General features: G+C 49.4%; 14 protein-coding genes. 6 read left to right on the forward strand and 8 right to left on the reverse strand.

Annotation, left to right across the window (positions count from 1 at the left end; translation table 11 throughout):
* Positions 1-15: 15 nt before the first annotated feature.
* The 4 genes from QN379_RS18970 to QN379_RS18985 all read right to left on the reverse strand — a co-directional run bounded on the left by QN379_RS18970 (position 16) and on the right by QN379_RS18985 (position 3450).
* Positions 16-1074, reverse strand: coding sequence for an alkene reductase (locus QN379_RS18970; RefSeq protein WP_322239179.1), 1059 nt, complete (start codon positions 1072-1074; stop codon positions 16-18).
* A 169-nt stretch (positions 1075-1243) separates the two neighbouring features.
* On the reverse strand, positions 1244-2431 hold the full coding sequence (locus tag QN379_RS18975) for an MFS transporter (protein WP_322239181.1): 1188 nt from the start codon (positions 2429-2431) through the stop codon (positions 1244-1246).
* A gap of 148 nt (positions 2432-2579) precedes the next feature.
* Complete coding sequence (locus QN379_RS18980; protein WP_322239183.1) at positions 2580-2876, reverse strand: metalloregulator ArsR/SmtB family transcription factor; 297 nt, start codon at positions 2874-2876, stop codon at positions 2580-2582.
* Between the two features lie 292 nt (positions 2877-3168).
* On the reverse strand, positions 3169-3450 hold the full coding sequence (locus QN379_RS18985; RefSeq protein ID WP_322239185.1) for a DUF427 domain-containing protein: 282 nt from the start codon (positions 3448-3450) through the stop codon (positions 3169-3171).
* A gap of 672 nt (positions 3451-4122) precedes the next feature.
* Between QN379_RS18985 and QN379_RS18990 the strand changes: the two genes are divergently transcribed.
* Both QN379_RS18990 and QN379_RS18995 read left to right on the forward strand, forming a co-directional pair.
* The gene (locus QN379_RS18990) at positions 4123-5856 is read left to right on the forward strand and encodes an ABC transporter permease subunit (protein ID WP_322239187.1); all 1734 of its coding nucleotides are present in this window, start codon (positions 4123-4125) and stop codon (positions 5854-5856) included.
* 36 nt (positions 5857-5892) lie between these two features.
* Complete coding sequence (locus tag QN379_RS18995) at positions 5893-7194, forward strand: nitrate/sulfonate/bicarbonate ABC transporter ATP-binding protein (protein ID WP_322239189.1); 1302 nt, start codon at positions 5893-5895, stop codon at positions 7192-7194.
* A 104-nt stretch (positions 7195-7298) separates the two neighbouring features.
* On the opposite strand, the gene QN379_RS19000 is transcribed toward QN379_RS18995, so the two are convergent.
* Positions 7299-7631, reverse strand: coding sequence for a hypothetical protein (locus QN379_RS19000; RefSeq protein WP_323507314.1), 333 nt, complete (start codon positions 7629-7631; stop codon positions 7299-7301).
* A 187-nt stretch (positions 7632-7818) separates the two neighbouring features.
* Between QN379_RS19000 and QN379_RS19005 the strand changes: the two genes are divergently transcribed.
* Positions 7819-9282 (forward strand): PLP-dependent aminotransferase family protein, encoded by a 1464-nt coding sequence (locus QN379_RS19005; RefSeq protein ID WP_322239194.1) that lies wholly within the window; start codon positions 7819-7821, stop codon positions 9280-9282.
* 55 nt (positions 9283-9337) lie between these two features.
* On the opposite strand, the gene QN379_RS19010 is transcribed toward QN379_RS19005, so the two are convergent.
* Complete coding sequence (locus tag QN379_RS19010; protein ID WP_322239196.1) at positions 9338-13126, reverse strand: EAL domain-containing protein; 3789 nt, start codon at positions 13124-13126, stop codon at positions 9338-9340.
* A gap of 533 nt (positions 13127-13659) precedes the next feature.
* Between QN379_RS19010 and QN379_RS19015 the strand changes: the two genes are divergently transcribed.
* From QN379_RS19015 to nadB, 3 genes are all read left to right on the forward strand, one after another.
* Entirely contained in the window at positions 13660-15336 is a 1677-nt protein-coding gene (locus QN379_RS19015; protein WP_322239198.1) for an MFS transporter, read from the forward strand.
* Between the two features lie 402 nt (positions 15337-15738).
* Complete coding sequence (gene purT, locus QN379_RS19020; RefSeq protein WP_322239200.1) at positions 15739-16950, forward strand: formate-dependent phosphoribosylglycinamide formyltransferase; 1212 nt, start codon at positions 15739-15741, stop codon at positions 16948-16950.
* A 473-nt stretch (positions 16951-17423) separates the two neighbouring features.
* Positions 17424-19025, forward strand: coding sequence for an L-aspartate oxidase (gene nadB, locus QN379_RS19025; protein ID WP_322239202.1), 1602 nt, complete (start codon positions 17424-17426; stop codon positions 19023-19025).
* Between the two features lie 170 nt (positions 19026-19195).
* On the opposite strand, the gene nadC is transcribed toward nadB, so the two are convergent.
* Positions 19196-20095: a carboxylating nicotinate-nucleotide diphosphorylase gene (gene nadC / locus QN379_RS19030; RefSeq protein ID WP_322239204.1), complete on the reverse strand. Its 900-nt coding sequence runs from the start codon at positions 20093-20095 to the stop codon at positions 19196-19198.
* Positions 20092-21231, reverse strand: a complete 1140-nt coding sequence (nadA, locus tag QN379_RS19035) for a quinolinate synthase NadA (RefSeq protein WP_322239206.1) — start codon at positions 21229-21231, stop codon at positions 20092-20094. The genes nadC and nadA overlap by 4 nt, the downstream gene beginning before the upstream one ends.
* Between the last annotated feature and the right edge of the window lie 301 nt (positions 21232-21532).

A 21532-nucleotide genomic window follows, 5' to 3' on the forward strand; every position in this document is an offset into this window, starting at 1 on the left:
AATAGGCAGGTTAACTTACGCTGCCAGCGCAGGATAGTCGGTATAACCTTCCAACGTTGCGGCATAGAAAGTTTCTGATTTTGGTGCATTCAATGGTGCGTCAAGTTTCAAACGACGCGGCAAGTCTGGGTTAGCGATAAACAACTGACCAAATGCAACAGCATCTGCCTCACCTTTTGTCAGTAGTTCTTCTGCCGCGGCTTTTGTAAGCTGTTGGTTGGCGATATATGTTCCACCGAAAGCTTGTTTAAGTTGCGGCCCCAGACGATTTGGCGTTTGCGGTTCACGTGCGCAGATAAACGCGATGCCACGTGCGCCTAATTCGCGCGCCACATAGCTAAACGTTTCCAGCGGATTAGCATCGCCCATCGAATGGGTGTCGCAAGCTGGTGCCAAATGCATGCCAACGCGTGCAGCACCCCAGACGCTGATACAAGCATCCGTAATTTCCAGCATCAAGCGTGCGCGATTTTCTAACGAACCGCCATACATATCGGTACGTTGATTGCTACCGCTTTGTAAAAATTGATCCAGAAGATAACCGTTCGCACCGTGAATTTCAACGCCGTCAAAGTTGGCAGCTTTAGCATTTTCAGCGCCCTTGCGGAAGGCTGCAACTACACCTGGGATTTCAGCAAGATCCAAAGCGCGCGGCGTGACAAAGTCACGTAACGGACGTAGCAGACTGACGTGGCCTTCGGCTGCAATCGCACTTGGCCCAACCGGCAATTCACCATTCAACAAGCTTGGGTCCGAGATACGACCAACATGCCACAATTGCAGGATGATACGACCACCAGCAGCGTGCACGGCCGAAGTTACGTTTTTCCATCCGGCGACTTGCTCTTCAGACCAAATACCTGGCGTATCAACATAGCCGACACCCTGTGGTGTCACGGCAGTCGCTTCACTGATGATCAGTCCTGCTGAAGCGCGCTGAACGTAATACTCAGTCATCAAAGCGTTCGGTACGCGACCTTCGCCGATGGCACGCGAGCGCGTCAGTGGTGCCATGATGATACGGTTAGAAAGTTGGATATCGCCAATTTTGATAGGATCAAATAATGTAGTCATGGTATGCGTAGTCATTTCAATAAAAAAGTAAATAGAAAAATCAAAGTGGTAAAAGTCAAAATTTAAAAAGCCAAAAGTAAATTTTTAAGCGCAGAACTCCTATGCGCAAAACATAAAGCGCAAATAACCTCCTGATACTTAAGGAAAAAAATACTTCAAAAAAATGGGGTCAGCCCATCGCTGGAGAAACTATTTTGGTCGTTGTGACCGATTTTTCTGTTTTAGCTAAACGAATTGATAACTGCATCGCCAATACTGCGACCAAGGCAAGTGCACCCGCCGCGATCGGTATTGCTTGCAATCCAAGGCCATGCGCGATCACCATTCCGCCAACCCACGCACCGAGTGCGTTACCAACGTTAAAAGCGCCAATGTTCAGTGTGGCCACCAAATTTGGCGCAGCCTTACCAAAAATCATGACATTGATCTGAAGCCCAGGAACCGCTGCAAAAGCGACCATTGCCCATATGAACAAATTCACTTCTGCCGGTATCAGCGCCACGCTAGTCCACCTGATCGTCGCAGTCGCCAAAGCCAACAGCATAAAAATAGCGGTCAACGATGCGCCCAAACGCCAATCAGCCAATCGACCGCCGAGGTAATTGCCCAGCGTCAAACCGAGACCGATCAAAAACAACGTCCAGGTCACGCCACGTGGCGTCACTTGCGTTACCTGCTCAAGTAATGGTGCGACGTAGGTAAATAACGCAAACATCGCTGCCGAAAAAAACGTCGTTGTCGCCAGCGCTGCCCAAATACCGGCGCTGCCCAATTGTTTGAATTCGCTACGCAGATCAGTTTTTTTCTCATCTTTTTGCGAAGGCAGGATGCGCGCCAAACCAACGAACGCCAGCACGCCCAATACTGCCACAGCCCAAAATGGTGTGCGCCAACCGGCAAACTGACCGAGTGCGGTACCCAACGGCACACCCAACACATTGGCCAGGGTCAATCCGGTAAACATCAATGCCACGGCAGATGCTTTACGATTTTCTGGCACCAGACTGGCGGCAACGACTGAGCCAATACCGAAGAAAGCACCATGACAAAGCGCCGTCACCACCCGTGCAAACATCAAAAAGCCGTAATCGGCAGCCACCGCACACATCAGATTGCCAACAATAAATACGCCCATCAATATCAGCAATGCGCGTTTACGTGGCAACGCGGCAGTCGCCACGGCCATAATCGGTGCGCCGATCGCGACGCCCAGCGCATATCCACTAATTAACCAACCCGCGCTTGGAAGCGATACAGCAAGGCTACGCGCGACGTCCGGTAACAAACCCATGATGACAAATTCAGTGGTTCCGATGGCAAAAGCGCTAAGCGCCAACACAAGTAGAGCTAAAGGCATGACAAATCTTTACAAAAATGGATAGAACGATTCAACAGCATTTTGGGCGGAAGCCAAGTTACGGCATCTGTATCGATATCCACTAATGTGGTCCCGATACCAAACCCTGACAAAGGTACTTAACCCTGGTTGTTACGGGAAATACCTATCAGAGATCGCCATTCATATGTGCAAGAAAACCTTGAATGGTGTCTTCGTTGCGTCGATAAAAAACCCATTGCCCGACCCGCTTTGTGGTCACCAGTTCGGCCCGCTGCAAGGTGGCTAAATGCGCTGAAACGGTTGATTGCGACAATCCTGTGCGCTTATCAATCAAACCGCAGCACACGCCGATATCGAGCGGATATTCCTGCTCAGAAAAATACTCTCCGGGCGTTTTAAGCCACTGCAGTATTTGGCGTCTAACTGGATTAGCCAGCGCTTTATGTATAAGGTCGAAGTTCATCTTTTTGGCCGAGACACGTATTTCGTTTTTAATAGAATTAAATATTGGGATTTTCAGAACTTAATATCGCTATATTACGATACATTCAAAAAGTCCGCTCGGCGTCTGCCAAAATGCTTGTTTAAATTATTGAAAAAAAAAGAGTCCAAGCCACGTGCAGGCACGAGAAATTAAGACGTAAGCAGCCTTACAGCAAGAAACTAACCGCAGCTACCACTTCATGAGCCGAACCATATCGCCTCATAGAGGTAGCTTGCAGTCAAATGGGATCAATACAGTACGGGACAACCATTTACTCGGTTACTTTTACCCCCTTCCAAAACGCTACGCGTCCGCGAATTTCCTTTGCGGCATCCTTCGGTTCTGGGTAGTACCACACTGCATCAGGATTCATTTTTCCGCCTACTTCCAGAGTGTAATAATTCGCAGTGCCCTTCCAGTGGCAATTTGAGGTTGTTTCGCTGGGTTTCAACAAGTCGGAATCAATCGACGTGCGTGGAAAATAATGATTCCCTTCAACAACAACGGTATCGTCAGACTCCGCAATAACCATGTCATTCCAAATAGCTTTCATTTTTTCTCCTTGATGTGGTTGGCGCTAAGAGAGACTAGCGTTTTCGCCAGATTGGCGAGCGTAAAAAAGATCGCGTTGATAGATCACAATAAACTATCAATACGGTGATTAATAAATTGACTGATGTGCGCGTTAATACTATTGCAATAAAAAACCGTTTTAATCAAGCAATAGCAAGCTATCGCTCTATTGCTCTATCGCACCATATCGCGACATGTCGCCCTGTAGAGTCATCCACACTTAAGGGTGATTGTTCGTCAAACTGAACTGCTCTGGTCCAGGCAAGTTTGTAAAGTGAAGCAGAAATGCGTAACTTAAACGAGGCGTCAACATGTGTGGCTTAACATTTGTTTGAGTTCGCCTCCCATTTTGCAGATTTTTTTAGCATTTTCACCACCATGTCATCAGAATGCCATATTCGGTTGGTAACGTGCCGGGGTGCGTAAAAAAATATATCATATCGATCTAAAACAGCTTTGAAAACTATGTCAAACGTATACCTAACATTGCCTGAGCATTGCTTGAACTTTATAGTCATCTCCCGACAAATTTAACATAGTCACCGGGCCATTTGCCCTTGAGGAAGGAAAAGGTATTAGACAGAACGCGAAATATCACCGCCGCGCTCAACCTTTACGACATTTATCACTTAGGTAATCAGGAATTCCAGGTATGACTTCAAACGTTCACGCATTACCTTTGTCAAAAAGACTCACCCCTAATCGTTGGGACTTTCTGGTTTTTCCGTTGGTTATAGGCATCATTGCCTTTAGCGGTATCGGCGTCAAAGATACCCTCGCCCCGCTCTCAAGTCTAACTGCAAACGTCGTCACGCTAGACCCGCACAATTTGCCTGAATATGCCTTGCGCACAACTTTGCGTATGTTGGCCGCGATGGTTGCATCGCTGATTTTCACCCTTGTTTATGCGACTGTTGCCGCCAAGAGCAAGCGTGCCGAGAAAATTTTGATTCCGGCACTAGATGTATTGCAATCCGTACCGGTGCTTGGCTATATCTCGTTCACCGTGACATTTTTCATTGCACTTTTCCCTGGGCGCGTTATTGGTGCCGAACTGGCGGCGATTTTTGCCATTTTCACCAGTCAGGCATGGAACATGACATTCAGCTTTTATCAGTCATTGACTACCGTTCCTGATGATTTACAGGAAGTTTCGCGAAGCTTTCATCTTTCTGGCTGGCAACGTTTTTGGAAACTGGAAGTCCCCTTCGCGATCCCGGGCCTGATCTGGAACATGATGATGAGTATGTCCGGCGGCTGGTTTTTCGTCGTGGCAGCTGAGGCGATTACGGTCGGGAATAAAAGCATTACGTTACCCGGGGTCGGTTCATATCTGGCGCTGGCGATCAGCGAGCACAATCTAGGTGCGGTCGGATGGGTCATCGTCGTCATGACCGCCGTCATTATTTGTTATGACCAGTTACTCTTCAGACCACTCGTGGCATGGGCGGACAAATTTCGTATGGAAAATACGACAGCGCAATTTTCGCCCTCGTCATGGCTTCTTAATCTGATCCAGCGGACGCGTCTGATTCAAGCGATATTATCGCCATTCAGCATGCTGTTTCGCCGCATTATCACGGCACCTTTACGCTTCAACCAAAGCAAAACGAAGCCAAAGAAAACCAACGATGTATCAAATAAGCTAGTCGATTTTGCATGGAACGCGACGCTCTTGGTATTGGGTTGCTGGGTAATGTGGCGCGTAATCGCCTTTATCGGATCAGAAGTAAGTATCGGCGAAGTCGGTACCGTCCTTTTACTGGGCTTCTACACGTTACTGCGCGTGATGCTGCTGATTGCTATTGCCTCCGTGATATGGGTACCGCTCGGCGTGCTGATTGGCTTACGTCCGCGTCTGGCTGAAAAAATTCAGCCCTTGGCGCAGTTTTTGGCGGCTTTTCCAGCCAATCTGTTATTTCCCGTATTTGTCATTCTGATTGTTCGCTTCAATGGCAATCCCGACATTTGGTTAAGTCCCTTAATCGTGCTGGGTACGCAGTGGTACATCTTGTTTAATGTAATTGCTGGCGCAATGGCGTATCCCAACGATTATCGTGAGGTCTCGGCGAATTTCAAAATCCGCGGTTGGCAATGGTGGCGTAAAGCGATGTTGCCAGGTATTTTCCCTTACTACGTGACGGGCGCCATTACAGCGTCTGGTGGTGCATGGAACGCCAGTATTGTGTCTGAATCAGTATCTTGGGGCGATACCAAACTCAACGCCCACGGCCTTGGCTCTTATATTGCGCAGTACACCGCTGCTGGTGATTTTCCCCGCATCATCCTGGGAATTGTTGTGATGTCGTTATTTGTGGTGTTATTCAATCGCCTGCTTTGGCGACCGATGTATCACTATGCAAATAACAAACTGAACGCCACTTAGGACTTCATAGAATTCAAAGATTGATCAAGGATTACGATGCAAAAAATAACTGAAAACGAAATACTTAACGTCAATCATGTGCGCCGTGGTTTTGCCAAGGCGCAAGGCGAGCTCTTAGTTCTTGATGATGTCAGTTTGACGTTGCATGAAGGCGAAATCGTTGGCCTGCTAGGGCGTTCAGGCTGCGGAAAATCATCTTTGTTGCGCATCATCGCCGGATTGATTCAACCCACTGGCGGCGACGTCAGCTACCGTGGCCATCCAGTAAATGGACCTGCCGATGGTGTCGCAATGGTATTTCAGACTTTCGCGCTCTTTCCGTGGTTGACCGTTTTAGACAACGTTGAAGCAGGTCTCGAGGCGCTTGGCACACCGCCTGCCGAACGCCGGAAACGTGCGTTGGCAGCGATTGACCTGATCGGTCTCGATGGTTTTGAAAATGCCTATCCGCGTGAGCTTTCCGGCGGGATGCGGCAGCGAGTTGGTTTTGCCAGAGCGCTAGTGGTTGACCCGACTTTATTATTGATGGATGAGCCTTTTTCTGCACTCGATGTATTGACCGCCGAGACGTTGCGCACCGACCTGCTCGATCTATGGAACGACGGCAGATTGCCGATCAAATCCATCTTGATCGTCACCCACAACATCGAAGAAGCGGTGTTCATGTGTGATCGCATTCTGGTTCTCTCGTCCAATCCCGGTCGTATCATTGCAGAGATCAAGGTCCCCTTCCCGCATCCGCGCAACCGATTAGATCCTGCGTTCCGGCAACTGGTGGATGATATCTACGCCAAGATGACAGCCAGATTGCAGCCAGTGTCGAACCGCAGCAATCCCGGTCTGGAACTCGCCAGCCGCCTTAATCCGGTATCGACCAACTCAATGGCAGGTTTGTTAGAAACCGTGGCTGCCGCGCCGTATAACGGACGCGCAGATATGCCGGATATTTCCGCACGTCTTCACCTGGAGATCGACGATCTTTTCCCCGTCGCCGAAGTCCTGCACTATTTGGGGTTCGCGGAAATGACGGAAGGTGACATCACACTCACGACGTTAGGTCTGGAGTTTGCCGATCATGGCGTGCAACAACGTAAACAAGTCTTCGCACAGCAACTGCTGCGCCAGGTACCATTGGCAGCCCGAATCAAGGCAATATTGCAGGAAAGGCCAAACCAACGCGCCCCGCGTGCCCGCTTCCAGCAAGAATTGGAAGACCATTTAAGCGACGATGCTGCAGAAGAAACAATCGACGCGATTATTCGCTGGGGTCGTTACGCTGAAATTTTTTCATACGACGATAAAAGAGAAATCTTCAGCCTGGAAGACATCGCAAGTTAGCCAAACCACGAGCGATCAGCTTCAATGGAAATTCCAAAAGCCCGAATCTCGAGCTTTTTTTCACGTCAGCCCCGCGGGTATTTACGAGGCTTTACCCCTTGCCATCATCTTGAGTAAGAACCTGGCTTAATAGAAGAAGTTACTCCCAACATGCGCCTTGATATTGCAGATAACGTTGTCCAAAAACGCAAAACTAGGGAAGATGGCTTGGTGACGTATAGCAAGGCGGGTTGGCGGGCATGTATAGAATACCAACCAGAGCGCGGCGCAATCCACTCACCGCTTCCGTCCAGCCCCATTTCTTCTTTCCATCCATAGCAATCCATTTGCATATTATTGACCGTCACGCATACATTCCCCTCCCGTAAAATCACGCCAGTGCCGGAGCTGGCGTAAAAAGTGGTTGTTTGTCCTGTCATCAATTTGCAAGTTTCCATGGCGGTGGCGCATAAGCAGCGCAGACGTTGTTGAGTGATATTGCAGAATAAGCCGCCAGCAACGGTAGCGAAATAGACAGCCCCACACAATCTGTATCGCATCACATGCAAATTGAATCATCTGTTATGGTTTGGTTTCATCCCTTCTGTCTATATACGCCCACGAACATCCGTAGGATCATCACGCATGGATAACAAAATGCTTCAACCGCCCGTACCTCAACAGTCGCTCTATCGCCAACTCGCCACGCATTATCTGGAGGCGATGAAAACGCGGGTTTTGCATCCTGGTGACAAAATGCCATCCGTTCGGGCGCTGGCGCGGCAACACGCGCTCAGTCTCTCCACCGCTTTGCAAGCCTGCCGCTTTCTGGAAAGCGAAGGCTGGTTAGAGGCACGACCTCGTTCGGGGTATTTCGTCAAATCGCAGAAGCGAACCGAGATAATGGCGGTCACCGAGCCGGATATGAGCCGACCACACGATACCGCCCAGTTCATAGGTATTCACGAAAAAGTATCCGAAATCATCTCTATGGGACAGCGGAAGGTACGTATTAATTTAGGGCGAGCCGCAGGAGCGCCCGAACTCTATCCGGGCAAGCAACTGAATGTGCTCGCCACCAGAGAATTGCGCTGCCATACGGATATGTTTTCGAAACAAAGCCGCCCTACCGGAAATGTCATCTTCAAGGATGTACTCGCAAGGCGCGCGCTGGCTAGTGGCATGATGCTCAATCCGGATGACATTTTGGTCACCAATGGCTGCATCGAAGCGCTCAATCTTGCGTTGCGCGCTGTGGCGCAGTCGGGCGATGTCATTGCGGTCGAGTCACCCACTTTTTATGGTTTGCTTCAGGTGATGGAAAGTCTGGGTATGCGTGCGCTTGAAATTCCCACCAGTGCGCAAACTGGTATCTCGCTTGAGGCGCTGGAACTCGCGATCCAGACTTACGACAATATCAAGGCGGTCGTTGTCGTTCCGCATCTACAAAATCCACTAGGTAGCATCATGCCGGAAGCACACAAAAAACGTTTGGTGCAGCTATGTGAAACGTCGCACATCGCCTTAATCGAGGATGATTCGTATAGCGCTTTGGTGCATGATGGGCCGCCTTTGACATCGCTAAAAGCCCACGATATGACCGGCAATGTCATCCACTGTGCATCGTTGCACAAGATCCTCGCTCCCGGACTTCGGCTCGGATGGATGGTGGCTGGCCGCTGGCAAGCCCGTGTCAATATGTTGAAGTATGCACAGACACGTTACAACGATGAATGGTCGCAAACAGTTGCAGGGAAATTTATGGGTTCGCCAGCTTACGACAGGCATCTGCGTAAGATACGCAGTGCGCTGCGCGTTCAACGTGATCTGACAGCCGAAGCCATCTCCAGACACTTTCCGATCGGTACGCGTTGTAGTCTGCCAAACGGTGGCGTCTCGATATGGGTCGAGTTGCCCGCTGGCCTCTCATCCAGGAAAATCTTCGAAGCAGCGCTAGTGCGCGAAATACTGATCTCACCCGGTATGCTCTTTTCTAACTCACAACGTTTTGATCATTTTATTCGTCTCAATTGTGGGATGCCGTTCTCAGATGAAGTGAAGCAAGCCTACGCTGAATTGGGCGCGATCATTCATACACAACAAACATAGAATTCGACAAGCGAGGAACCGGCCTCGTTTAGATAAATATCTGAACGGTCAATTTTTACAGAGCGTTCAGTTTTACATTCCCCATACTTCTGGTGCGGAGATGCTGCTGTAAAAAAACCTCGAACTGTTCAATCAGCAAAGGCCGGCTAAACAGGAAACCTTGATAAAAATGACAGCCGTGGCGGGCCAAAAATTCACGCTGTGCTTCGGTCTCCACGCCCTCGGCAATCACCATCAGGCCAAGGCTTTCCGCCAACGCGACGATGGTGCGCGCAATGGCTGCATCATTTGGATTAGTCATAATGTCCCGGACGAAAGACTGATCAATCTTTAGTTGATCAAGCGGCAAGCGCTTGAGATAATAAAGTGACGAATAACCGGTCCCAAAATCGTCTAGCGAGAAGCGTACGCCCCGATTTTTTAGTGCGGTCATTTTAGCAATGGTCGAGTCCATATTATCGACCATCAGACTTTCGGTAATTTCCAGCTTGAGTCTTTCCGGATTCGCACCGCTCCGATCTAACACTTCATTCATCAACTCCACGAAGTTAGCATGACGGAACTGACGAATACTCACGTTAACAGCGATCGTTAGTTGTGCCGTTTCTGGACGCTCTGCCCATACCACCAACTGCATGCACGCAGCCTCCAAAATCCATTGGCCCAATGGCAAAATCAGCCCTGTCTCTTCCGCCATCGATATAAAATCGACAGGCAGAACCAATCCGCGCCGCGGATGCACCCATCGCAACAAGCCTTCTGCGCCAGTCACGCGGCCTTCGCCGTCCATCTGTGGTTGGTAATAAAGAAGAAACTCTCCGTGCAGCAAAGCTTGCCGCAAATCGACCTCCAAAGCAGCGCGACTCGTCACCGCCGCCTGCATTTCCACGTCAAAAAATCGCATCGCGTTACGACCCGCCGCCTTACCTTGATACATCGCCAGATCGGCTTGCTGCAATAACTCCCCAACAGTATCTCGCTGATCTCGGAATTGCGTAATCCCGATGCTAGCGGTGCCGTGATGTTCTATGCCGGCAATTTGATAGGGCTTGCTGAGTACCGCCAGAATTTTTTCTCCAACAAGCTTGGCTTGTGCAACAGCCGAATCAGGCTCAGCTTCAAGTCCGAGCAGCATCACCACAAATTCATCACCGCCAAGGCGAGCCACTGTATCACTCGCACGCACGCATATTGCGAGTCTTAACGCAGCTTGCTGCAACAGAAGATCACCTTTGTCGTGACCTAACGTGTCGTTGATCGTTTTAAAGTTATCCAGATCGATGAACAACAACGCGCCCGAATGTCGCCCACGAACATTCGCCGCCAACGCTTGCTGGAGACGATTAATTAATAGCAAGCGGTTCGGCAGCAAGGTGAGTTGATCGTAAAAAGCCAGGTGTTGTATCTCAAGCTCAGAGGCCTTGCGTTGGGTAATATCCGTATCAATCGCCAGAATGGACTGTGGTTGCCCATGGTCATCCCGGACCAATGTCCACCGACTTTCTACAGTCAGCGTGGCACCGCTCTTGCACCGTTTTGCAATTTCCCCACTCCACTCCCCGCTATGCATTATTTTCTTTTTTGCATCCTCAAAGATAACGGAATAATCAAATGGAAGGTCTTCAATCGGAATACCGAGTACTTCGTCCTGAGTCCAGCCATAAAGCCGTTCTGCACTTTTATTCCAAAACATGATGCGATGATCCATACCGCGCACAATGATCGCGTCCTGCGCTTTATCGAGCAACGATGCCTGATCTCGAATGCGTACATCGGTTTCCTGTCGCTCCATTTCGGAGGCCACCCGCGCAGCAAATATCTGTAATGTAGATGTAATGAAATCGAGGTTTTTTAGAGGCTTGCGAAACAAAATAAAGAGAAGACCGACAGGCTGATTAGCCGCGTTATCGAGTCGCCAGCCTATTGATGCTTGCGTCCCCAGCGACTTTAATGCCGGTGAACGGGAAAAGTCCATTGACACTTTATTTGATATTAAAAATTTATCCGCATTAAACACTTCTTCGTAGCTGTCCCATGCAACGACATAGTCAAAATTTTCCGTCACCTTCCCATCAATCACGGCCGCTAGGACGCGACTGGTCACTGGTTCACCGGGTAACAAGCGTGTAACAAAGCCCGCACTCGCCCCTAAAGCTTCCGCCATATTACGGGCTACTTGCTCAAAAAATACCGTGCCAGTACTCGCCGAAACGCCTACGGCAATCTTTAAGACTGCTGCCTGAATTTGGCGTTGTTGTTGTTGAGCCCGAATGCTTCTTATGCCAAATGTCAGATCACCAGCCAATTCCGTCAGGAGATTAATTTCATCGACAGCCACTACCATCATCTCTTCAGAATATAACGTCAACAATCCTAAGGTTCCGTCCTTGTCATGCAACGGTAGATAAATTCCACCCCGATAACCATGAAGCTGGATATCAATCAACCAAGGAAAAACACGCGGATCGTGCGCCATATCCTCAATCACGATAGGCTTCCCGCTACGAACCGAGCGCCCGGCAGGGCCGCGGCCGAAAGGGCTGTCCTCTGACCAACTAACCTGTAAATTATCGACAAAGGCCGCGTCGTTATCAATCCCCGCATGAGACTCAATCGTAATCGACCGGGCTTCGTCGCCCTGCGCATAACCCACCCATGCCATGCGGTATCCACCGATGTCTACCGCAACGCGACATACTTGAGAAAGCAAATCGCGTTCATTTTCAGCTCGGATAACAGCCTCACTACACCGGCTTAACATTTTCAATGCTCGATTAGTACGCGTCAATTCCAGTGCTGCTTTTTTTCCCTCTGTGATATCAACAATTGCACCGGTCATCCGTATCGCGACACCACGATCATTAAACTTAGAACGTGCACGCAGGCGTACCCATCGCAACTTGCCGGAGCGCGTAACGATACGAAACTCTATGTCATACGACGATCTATCGTCTAAATGCTTTTCTATTCCTGCCCGCACTAGCTCTTGATCCAGGGGATAGATGTATTTCAGAAAGTAGCGCGATGAATATGACAAACCATCGTCGGGCTGCTCCAACAACGCCAGCAAACGTGCTGAACAAAATACGCTATTTTTTTCGATATCCCAGTCCCACAACCCATCGCCGGTACTTTGTATCGCAAAGTAAAGACGCTCTTCACTGATGCCGAGGGCACGTTCCACGCGTTTGGTTTTGCTAAGTATTGAGCGTGAAATAAGTGTACCGATGGCGATCAACAGCGCACCGATTAAAAGGGTTCCCAGCAACAACAATCGTTGTAACTGGCGCGAAGTGTCCCCAAGGCTAAATGAAAAATCTGCCTCAAGGCGGTCAAGCGATAGGCTAATTGTCCTAATTCTTTCTTTCGCGGCTTGCGAGGAAACGCTGTCATAGACACCGGAAATCGTCTCCTTGTGCAGCTGTTGTGCCTCAGTATTCAATGCGGCTATCTGTCGATCCGCTTGCGCCCAAATGGAAGTCACGGGACTCATCAAATAAGAGTGACTAAAATGAAGAAACAAGCCGACCATGTCGTTGAAATCATCTGGGTGATTCTTACCCTGCAAAAATCCTTGATGCACGATCGCCATATCAGGCGTGGCCTTCTCAAGCTCAAGCCGCGCCATCCGATCCCCCAACGGTATCGCAATGGCGTCCGAAAAGGCCTGATATTGCAAAGAATCGCGTGTATCAATATATGCAAACAACTGCATGACTGCAACACGCTGCGCTTTAGAGTAGCTGTTTTCACCCGCGACAAACCCGCGAACCGAGGACAAAATATTGATACTAAAAGTCCCAAACGCCACCAAGAGTGCAGCCGAAATAATAAGCGACCACATCACCTTTAGCCTATGCAAATTGAATTCAATTTTCAAAAGCGTTTTTAGTCTATACATAGAAAGACGTTGGCATAAAAAAGCGAATGAAGAAACTGGTCTTAATAACCTCTGAATGTAAAGGGATTAAGCAATACTGTGGCTTAACTGATCATAGTTTTAATGATTTTATAAGTGTAATTTTTATAATATCTCTGAAGCAATAAAAAAACTCAAGCCCGCACATGGTCAGCGTCGCTTCGGGTTTTAAAGTTTGATGGCTCACTATTTTTAAACTTTTTCCCTCTACACACATTAACAAAATCCAGGCGGTAAAAACAATCTGCACATTTTCCGCTGTATCCCATTCTCTGCGTTGTAAGTTTCTGTAAGTTTCAAGCAAGATTTGCGTAAGGTTGTGGTCGCACACTCCGTTGGTCTAAACGCTAATTAAAAGCGGACATACATACTATTTGGGTATCAATACCGACATGAGAACGCCGTCGGAAGCAGATCGCAAAGAGTGCATAACAATATTAATATTCAAGGAGACAGTCATGGCAACCAGTATTGCTGCAGGAAAAGTTGCTTCACGCGGCATCACGCCCGAAGAAAGAAAAGTCATATTTGCATCATCACTCGGTACCGTATTTGAGTGGTATGACTTTTATTTGTACGGCTCGTTGGCTGCGATTATCGCTAAACAATTCTTCGCTGGTACGGACCCAAATACGGCCTTCATTTTTGCGTTGCTGGCATTTGCTGCGGGCTTTATTGTGCGGCCATTTGGCGCTTTGGTATTTGGTCGTTTGGGTGACATGATTGGCCGCAAATACACCTTTTTGGTGACCATTCTTATTATGGGTGCGTCGACATTCATCGTTGGCATTTTGCCAAATTACAATTCCATCGGGATCGCTGCACCAATCATTTTGGTGGCGTTACGGATATTGCAAGGTCTGGCACTGGGCGGCGAGTATGGCGGTGCCGCCACTTATGTCGCTGAGCATGCGCCGAATGACAAACGCGGTTCGTTTACAGCATGGATTCAAACCACAGCAACGCTGGGCTTATTCCTATCATTGCTAGTGATTTTGGGCGTACGTACAGCCGTGGGTGAAGAAGCATTTGCTGACTGGGGCTGGCGCATTCCGTTCCTGGTGTCGATCGTTTTGCTTGGCGTCTCGGTCTGGATTCGTTTATCCATGAGTGAGTCCCCTGCTTTTGTAAAAATGAAAGCAGAAGGCAAAGTCTCTAAAGCACCGTTGACCGAAGCATTCGGCCAGTGGAAAAACATGAAGCTAGTCATTTTGGCTTTGTTTGGTTTGACTGCCGGTCAAGCTGTGGTCTGGTACACGGGTCAGTTTTATTCGCTATTTTTCCTGACACAAACCCTCAAGGTTGATGGGCCAACAGCCAACATTCTAATCGCACTGGCTTTGCTGATTGCTACGCCATTTTTCCTGATTTTTGGCTCGTTGTCGGACAAGATTGGTCGCAAGCCAATTATTATGGCGGGCTGCCTGATAGCGGCGCTCACGTACTTCCCCATCTTCTCGGGGCTGACGCATTATGCTAATCCAGCACTCGAAGCAGCACTCAAGAGCGCACCGGTCATCGTTACGGCAGATCCAGCGACTTGCCAGTTCCAGTTCAATCCGACTGGTACCAAAAAGTTCACTTCTTCCTGTGATATCGCGAAGGCAAAGCTGTCTGCGATGTCGGTTAACTATGAAAACGTCGCTGGTGCGCCGGGTTCAGTAGCAACGGTCAAGATCGGCGATAAAACGCTGACTTCGTACGATGCAAATGGTCTCTCGAAAGAAGATGCAACCGCCAAAGATAAGGCTTTCTCTACTGAGTTGACCGCTGACATTAAGGGTGCAGGCTATCCAAGCAAAGCGGATCCTGCTCAAATGAATAAGCCAATGGTCCTGTTATTGCTATTCATTCTAGTGCTGTATGTGACGATGGTGTACGGACCAATTGCGGCGATGCTGGTCGAAATGTTCCCGACCCGTATTCGTTATACCTCAATGTCATTGCCTTATCACATCGGTAACGGCTGGTTCGGCGGTCTATTGCCCACTACGGCGTTTGCACTGGTTGCCTACAAGGGCGATATTTATTATGGACTGTGGTACCCAATTGTGATTGCCATCGCGACCTTTGTCATCGGTATGCTGTTTGTCAAAGAAACGATCCACAACGATATCTACGCCGAAGAACGCTAGATTTAAAGGGAAGTCGGCTTCAAAGCTTAGCTTGATGTCGACAACCCAATTCCTTCAGCGATTTGAGCCGATCAGGTTACCGGACCTGATCGGCTTTTTTGTTTCTGGCACGCAATATTCAAGCCTTCCGGTCTAGTAATTCCTTTTTGTACGTGCATTTTTTCGTATATTTACCACCTTATTTGACCGCCTTTTTCATCGCAAAATGCTACCCTTTGGCAGTTCGCTTGACTAAATAAAACTGCGCAACTACGCCTCACTGTCGTTTCTGAGGCAATCTGTCCTCTTAATCTGCATCTTGCTTGCTATTGCTTAAATTTGCTTGCAAAATTTGACATTTATGGCTGTCCAAAACCCCCAAGATTTGCTATCGTCGTTAGCCATCTACCCACTTACGAGAATATGAAGCCACCTGTCAGAATTGGTACTCCGCTTTCCCCATCCGCAACTAAAGTCATGCTGCTGGGTTCGGGCGAACTTGGCAAAGAAGTCATCATTTCACTACAACGTCTTGGCGTTGAGGTCATCGCGGTTGATCGTTATCCGAATGCTCCCGGCCATCAGGTTGCGCATCGTTCGCATGTCATCAATATGACCGATGGTGCGGCACTGGAAGCGCTGATAGCGTTGGAAAAACCCGATCTGGTCGTGCCTGAAATTGAAGCCATTGCAACCGAGACGCTAGTTGCATTGGAAGCCGCTGGAAAAATTACCGTGATTCCGACTGCACGCGCGGTATGGTTGACCATGAATCGCGAAGGGATTCGCCGCCTCGCCGCAGAAACGCTGAGTCTTGCGACATCTCCCTATCGGTTTGCCAACAATCTGGACGAACTTAAGGCAGCCTGTGATGCCATTGGATTCCCTTGCGTGATCAAGCCCGTCATGTCATCGTCCGGCAAAGGCCAATCCAAGATCGACAGCATCAATGAAGTAGAAGCTGCGTGGGCGCATGCCGCGGCTGGTGGTCGCGTAGATGCCGGGCGTGTCATCGTTGAGGGCTTCGTTGATTTCGACTATGAAATCACCCTCTTGACGGTACGTGCGCTTGAAGCAGATGGCAGCATCAGAACCCATTTCTGCGAGCCAATCGGCCACGTTCAGGTGCAAGGCGATTACGTCGAATCCTGGCAACCGCATCCGATGCATTCCGAAGCATTGGTCCGCGCTCGCGATATCGCAAAAAAAATCACTGATAATCTTGGCGGCCTTGGTGTCTTCGGCGTCGAACTGTTTGTCAAAAACGATATGGTCTGGTTTTCTGAAGTTAGCCCTAGACCACACGATACCGGCATGGTCACCATGGCCAGTCAACTACAAAGCGAGTTTGAGTTGCACGCAAAGGCGATATTAGGCTTGCCTGTCAATGTTGCACTCAACAGCCCGGCGGCATCGGCAGTGATTTATGGCAAGCACGACGCTAAGGGTATCGCCTTTGAAGGTGTCGCCGATGCGTTGCGGGAACCGGGCGTCGACATCCGTCTATTCGGAAAACCAGAGTCTTTTGAGCGCCGCCGTATGGGCGTGATACTCGCGATTGCGAACGACGTCGAAAGCGCCAGAGTTCGCGCCAAACAAGCCGCCGCCAAAATAAAACCTGTGATTGTCGCTTAACCTCGGCTCAACAGCTTTAGCAAGCGGTTTGGCAAATCGCTTGCTAAACCGCTTGCCAAATATTTGTAGCTGAGTCTGGCTCGGTCTGGCTGACTATTGGAGCGACTTTAGAAAGCCAGTGAGACAGCCAATTAGCGCAATTAGCCGAACCTATAGACGCGTAAGCGGATTAGTCGCTTTGCATCCAAAGGGGCGCGCATCACTCCTCGCCCACTCCTTTATGCATCCAACAACCCAGCAGTTAACTCCTACGCACACCGATGTGGGTATGGAGATCAAACCAAGTATGCGGTTCAAAACATGCTTACGCAGACCCGTTGCATAGTTGACCAACAGATGGCGTCGACTTCCCTCTTGCGAAAACCTACAGATAGTCGACAGCACGACGTGGCTGCTTGCGCTACACTATCCCACTTTGTTAGCCTTTTATTCTCTTTTAGAGCAATCAGCATTTCTACATTCACCTATTCACTATGAAATTCGATGTCGCTATTATCGGTAGTGGTTTGGCCGGCCTGTCAGTTGCCCTCCATCTTGCAGAACAAAGAAAGGTGGTTGTCATCTCCAAGCGTGCTCTGCTTGACGGGGCCAGTAACTGGGCACAAGGCGGCATCGCCGCGGTGCTTGATTCCGGTGATAGCTATGATGAACATATCTCCGACACGCTGATTGCCGGTAGCGGATTATGTGATGAGACGGCGACACGTTATATCGTCGAACATGGCCGCGAAGCAATCGAATGGCTGATCGAGCAAGGCGTACCATTTACGCCCGATGCCAGCGCCGAGTTGGGGTTTCACCTTACCCGAGAAGGCGGCCATAGCCAACGCCGCATCATTCACGCCGCTGATGCAACCGGGCATGCCGTACAAGTGACGCTGGAACAAAAGGTACGCTCACATCCGAATATTACGTTGCTTGAAGACCACTACGCCATTGATCTGATTACCTCTAAAAAAATTGACGGAAAAGGGGTTTCACCGCAGTGCCTCGGTCTATATGCCAAGAACGTAAAGACCGGTAAAGTCCTCACCATCAGCGCTGGTCATACTGTGATGGCGACCGGCGGCGCAGGTAAAGTCTATCTTTATACCACCAACCCTGATACCGCTACTGGTGACGGAATTGCGATGGCGTGGCGGGCCGGATGCCGCGTTGCCAATATGGAATTCATCCAGTTTCACCCGACCTGTCTATACCACCCGTACGCCAAATCTTTCCTCATCACCGAAGCGATTCGTGGCGAAGGTGGCTTATTAAAGCTTCCCGATACAGAAGGTCAAGATGCAGGTAGACGCTTTATGCCAGACCACGACGAACGTGCGGAATTAGCGCCACGCGATATCGTTGCGCGGGCAATTGACTTTGAAATGAAAAAACGTGGTTTGGATCATGTTGATCTCGATATCAGCCACAAATCACCCGATTTTTTAAAAGAACACTTTCCGACTATTTATTCACGTTGCCTGGAACTTGGTATCGACATCACCAAACAACCGATCCCGGTCGTGCCTGCGGTCCATTTCACCTGCGGCGGTGTGGTCACCGATCTGAGCGGACGCACGGATCTGCCCGGTTTATACGCAGTCGGCGAAACAGCTTATACCGGTTTGCATGGTGCTAATCGCCTCGCTAGTAACTCACTCCTTGAATGCGTTGTGATTGGCCGTGCCACTGCCAAATACATCGAGCAACAAGCCAAACCAAAATCGAGACCGCTCCCGGCCTGGGATGAAAGTCGGGTTACCGACGCCGACGAAGAGGTCGTCATCGCCCACAACTGGGATGAGTTGCGCCGCTTTATGTGGAACTATGTTGGGATAGTTCGAACCAATAAACGGCTTGAGCGCGCCCAGCACCGCATCCGATTATTGAAGGAAGAAATCGATGAATATTACACACACTTCCGCATCAGCCGTGATTTGCTGGAACTGCGTAATTTGGTGCAAGTAGCGTCTTTGATTGTGGAAAGTGCGCTGTCAAGACGCGAAAGCCGCGGGCTGCATTACAGTCAGGATTATCCTGAAACATTGGCAAAGGCCTTGCCAACGGTATTGACGCCTGACAGGCATTAAGTTATCGGGTCTGACGGTGCCGCAGAATGGCAATTTTTCAGATATTACCTCTAAAGACTGATTGTTTCTACGCCCTACTTCTGCGTCATCATCAATCCCAGGAAATCAAGATCACCATCCTGGTTCTTGATTTCCTGTTTTTTCGGGAAGCTTACCTTTAGCGACCCATCTTAATCGAGTACGCGCAGTGAATAATCTGCTGCGCGGATATCCTTGGTCAGACTGCCAATCGAAATCCGGTCAACGCCAGTCTCAGCAATCGCCCGAACGGTTTCCATATTAATGCCGCCAGACGCTTCCAATAGCGCCCTGCCCGCAGTTAACTTGACCGCATCCCGCATTGCATCAAGGGTAAAATTATCGAGTAGAACCGATGTTGCACCGGCATTCAGCGCTTCATCCAACTCCACCAAATTTTCCACCTCGACCTGAATCGTTACTCCAGCATTCAGGTTTTGAGCGGCACGCATTGCCGCGCTGATTCCACCAGCGGCGGCGATATGGTTTTCCTTGATCAAGATACCGTCATACAATGCCAGCCGTTGATTATGACCGCCACCCACACGAACCGCGTACTTTTGCGCTAAGCGTAAGCCCGGCAACGTTTTACGGGTATCGAGTATTTTCGCGTTAGTGTCGGCAATCAGGTTGACGTAACTGCGGGTCGCGGTGGCAACACCGGACAGCAACTGCAGAAAATTGAGCGCACCGCGTTCAGCGGTCAGCAAACCGCGTGCTGGTGCAGCAATATCGCAGACTTTGCTGTCGGCGCGCATTACATCACCTTCGGCGTAATGCCATTCAATCTGAATGCGGCTGTCGAGCCGTTGCATGACCGCCTCAAACCAAGGCGCCCCACAAAGAACCGCTTCCTCGCGCACGATCACGCGCGCTTTTACCATGGCATCGGCCGGTACCAACATACCGGTGAAGTCTCCACTGCCGACATCTTCAGCAATACCAGTATTAATATTATTTTCAAATGCCGCTTGCAATGCCTGATCAAACGGTGCGAAACGGTTTTTCAATGAGCTATTTGCATTGTTTACATTACTGATAGGGAGACTCATGCGGGACCGATTCCTGAAAATAGTGTTTGTTCTTGTGCCAGATCGCTGGACGGACGGGTATTGGCTTTGCGCTCCGCTGCAAAGTCGAGCATGCGGTCAATACAGATCACTGCCTTGCGGCTGACTTCAGTATCAACGTGAATTTCGTTGCTACCAGACTCTAATACGTCGGCCAGATTCTGCAATCCGTTCATCGCCATCCAGGGACAATGCGCACAGCTTTTGCAAGTAGCGCTGTTACCGGCAGTGGGCGCGTCAATGAAGCGCTTGCCAGGTGCGGCCATACGCATTTTATGCAAAATACCGTTATCAGTCGCAACGATAAACTCATCCGCATCCAACATCTGCGCAGCAGCGATCAACTGAGAAGTGGAGCCAACAACATCGGCCTGATCCACCACATCTTGCGGTGACTCCGGATGCACCAACACTTTAGCTTTCGGATGCTGCTTGCGCAACAGTTCAAGTTCAATCCCCTTAAACTCATCATGCACCAGACAAGAACCTTGCCACAGCAACATGTCAGCGCCGGTTTTTTTCTGAATATATCCACCAAGATGCTTATCTGGTGCCCAAAGGATTTTTTTCCCTTGTGCGTGCAAATGGGCGACGATATCCAAACCGATTGACGATGTCACCATCCAATCAGCACGCGCCTTCACAGCGGCGCTGGTATTGGCATACACGACCACAGTACGGTCTGGATGGGCGTCACAGAACGCACTGAACTCGTCAGGAGGACAACCTAAGTCCAACGAACAAGTAGCGTCAAGATCGGGCATCAAAACGCGTTTGTGGGGGCTAAGAATTTTAGACGTTTCGCCCATAAACTTCACACCAGCAACCACCAACGTCTGGGCTGGATGATCGCGACCAAAACGCGCCATTTCAAGCGAGTCCGAAACACAGCCACCTGTTTCTTCTGCCAGATCCTGCAAATCTGCATCGACGTAATAATGGGCGACCAATACTGCTTGCTTTTCTTTTAACAAGCGTTTGATACGCGCCTTTAATTCAGTTTTTTCCTGCTGTGTAGGGTTGGCAGCGACCCTAGCCCAAGCTTGCGCGGTACAACTGCTGCCTTGCGCCATTTGCGGGCGCTCGAATTCAATAGTTTTAATAAGTTGCGATGGCATAACGATAATGAACCTGAATCTAGTGAAACGCCAATAAGAACTGAAACCAAAAAAAATCTGGCCTCAGCCGGTAGGAGCCTAATTTTAACGCCAACGCCGATTCAATGCTGCGGTATAGTTTTATTGCTTCTGTTAAAAATTTCACTTACTATCAATTTAACAAGAATTAGAGGCCTGACAGGGATGACACTTTTTGACAAAACCACCCGTGGAAGAGCAGAAATCGCCATCCGTGGAAATAATTTATCACCACGCTTGCGTACCTTGTTATTGCTCGTCGATGGCAAAACGGACAGCGATA

The organism is Glaciimonas sp. Gout2, assembly GCF_035018905.1.
GTDB lineage: Bacteria > Pseudomonadota > Gammaproteobacteria > Burkholderiales > Burkholderiaceae_D > Glaciimonas.

Bases quoted from the DNA above. Each gene is read 5' to 3' on its own strand.
- QN379_RS19015 (WP_322239198.1), top strand. From the start codon at position 13,660: ATGGCAACCAGTATTGCTGCAGGAAAAGTTGCTTCACGCGGCATCACG.
- QN379_RS18995 (WP_322239189.1), top strand. From the start codon at position 5,893: ATGCAAAAAATAACTGAAAACGAAATACTTAACGTCAATCATGTGCGC.
- QN379_RS18975 (WP_322239181.1), bottom strand. From the start codon at position 2,431: ATGCCTTTAGCTCTACTTGTGTTGGCGCTTAGCGCTTTTGCCATCGGA.
- QN379_RS19005 (WP_322239194.1), top strand. From the start codon at position 7,819: ATGGATAACAAAATGCTTCAACCGCCCGTACCTCAACAGTCGCTCTAT.
- QN379_RS18980 (WP_322239183.1), bottom strand. From the start codon at position 2,876: ATGAACTTCGACCTTATACATAAAGCGCTGGCTAATCCAGTTAGACGC.
- nadA (WP_322239206.1), bottom strand. From the start codon at position 21,231: ATGCCATCGCAACTTATTAAAACTATTGAATTCGAGCGCCCGCAAATG.
- nadC (WP_322239204.1), bottom strand. From the start codon at position 20,095: ATGAGTCTCCCTATCAGTAATGTAAACAATGCAAATAGCTCATTGAAA.
- QN379_RS19000 (WP_323507314.1), bottom strand. From the start codon at position 7,631: ATGGAAACTTGCAAATTGATGACAGGACAAACAACCACTTTTTACGCC.
- QN379_RS18985 (WP_322239185.1), bottom strand. From the start codon at position 3,450: ATGAAAGCTATTTGGAATGACATGGTTATTGCGGAGTCTGACGATACC.
- nadB (WP_322239202.1), top strand. From the start codon at position 17,424: ATGAAATTCGATGTCGCTATTATCGGTAGTGGTTTGGCCGGCCTGTCA.
- purT (WP_322239200.1), top strand. From the start codon at position 15,739: ATGAAGCCACCTGTCAGAATTGGTACTCCGCTTTCCCCATCCGCAACT.
- QN379_RS18990 (WP_322239187.1), top strand. From the start codon at position 4,123: ATGACTTCAAACGTTCACGCATTACCTTTGTCAAAAAGACTCACCCCT.
- QN379_RS18970 (WP_322239179.1), bottom strand. From the start codon at position 1,074: ATGACTACATTATTTGATCCTATCAAAATTGGCGATATCCAACTTTCT.
- QN379_RS19010 (WP_322239196.1), bottom strand. From the start codon at position 13,126: ATGTGGTCGCTTATTATTTCGGCTGCACTCTTGGTGGCGTTTGGGACT.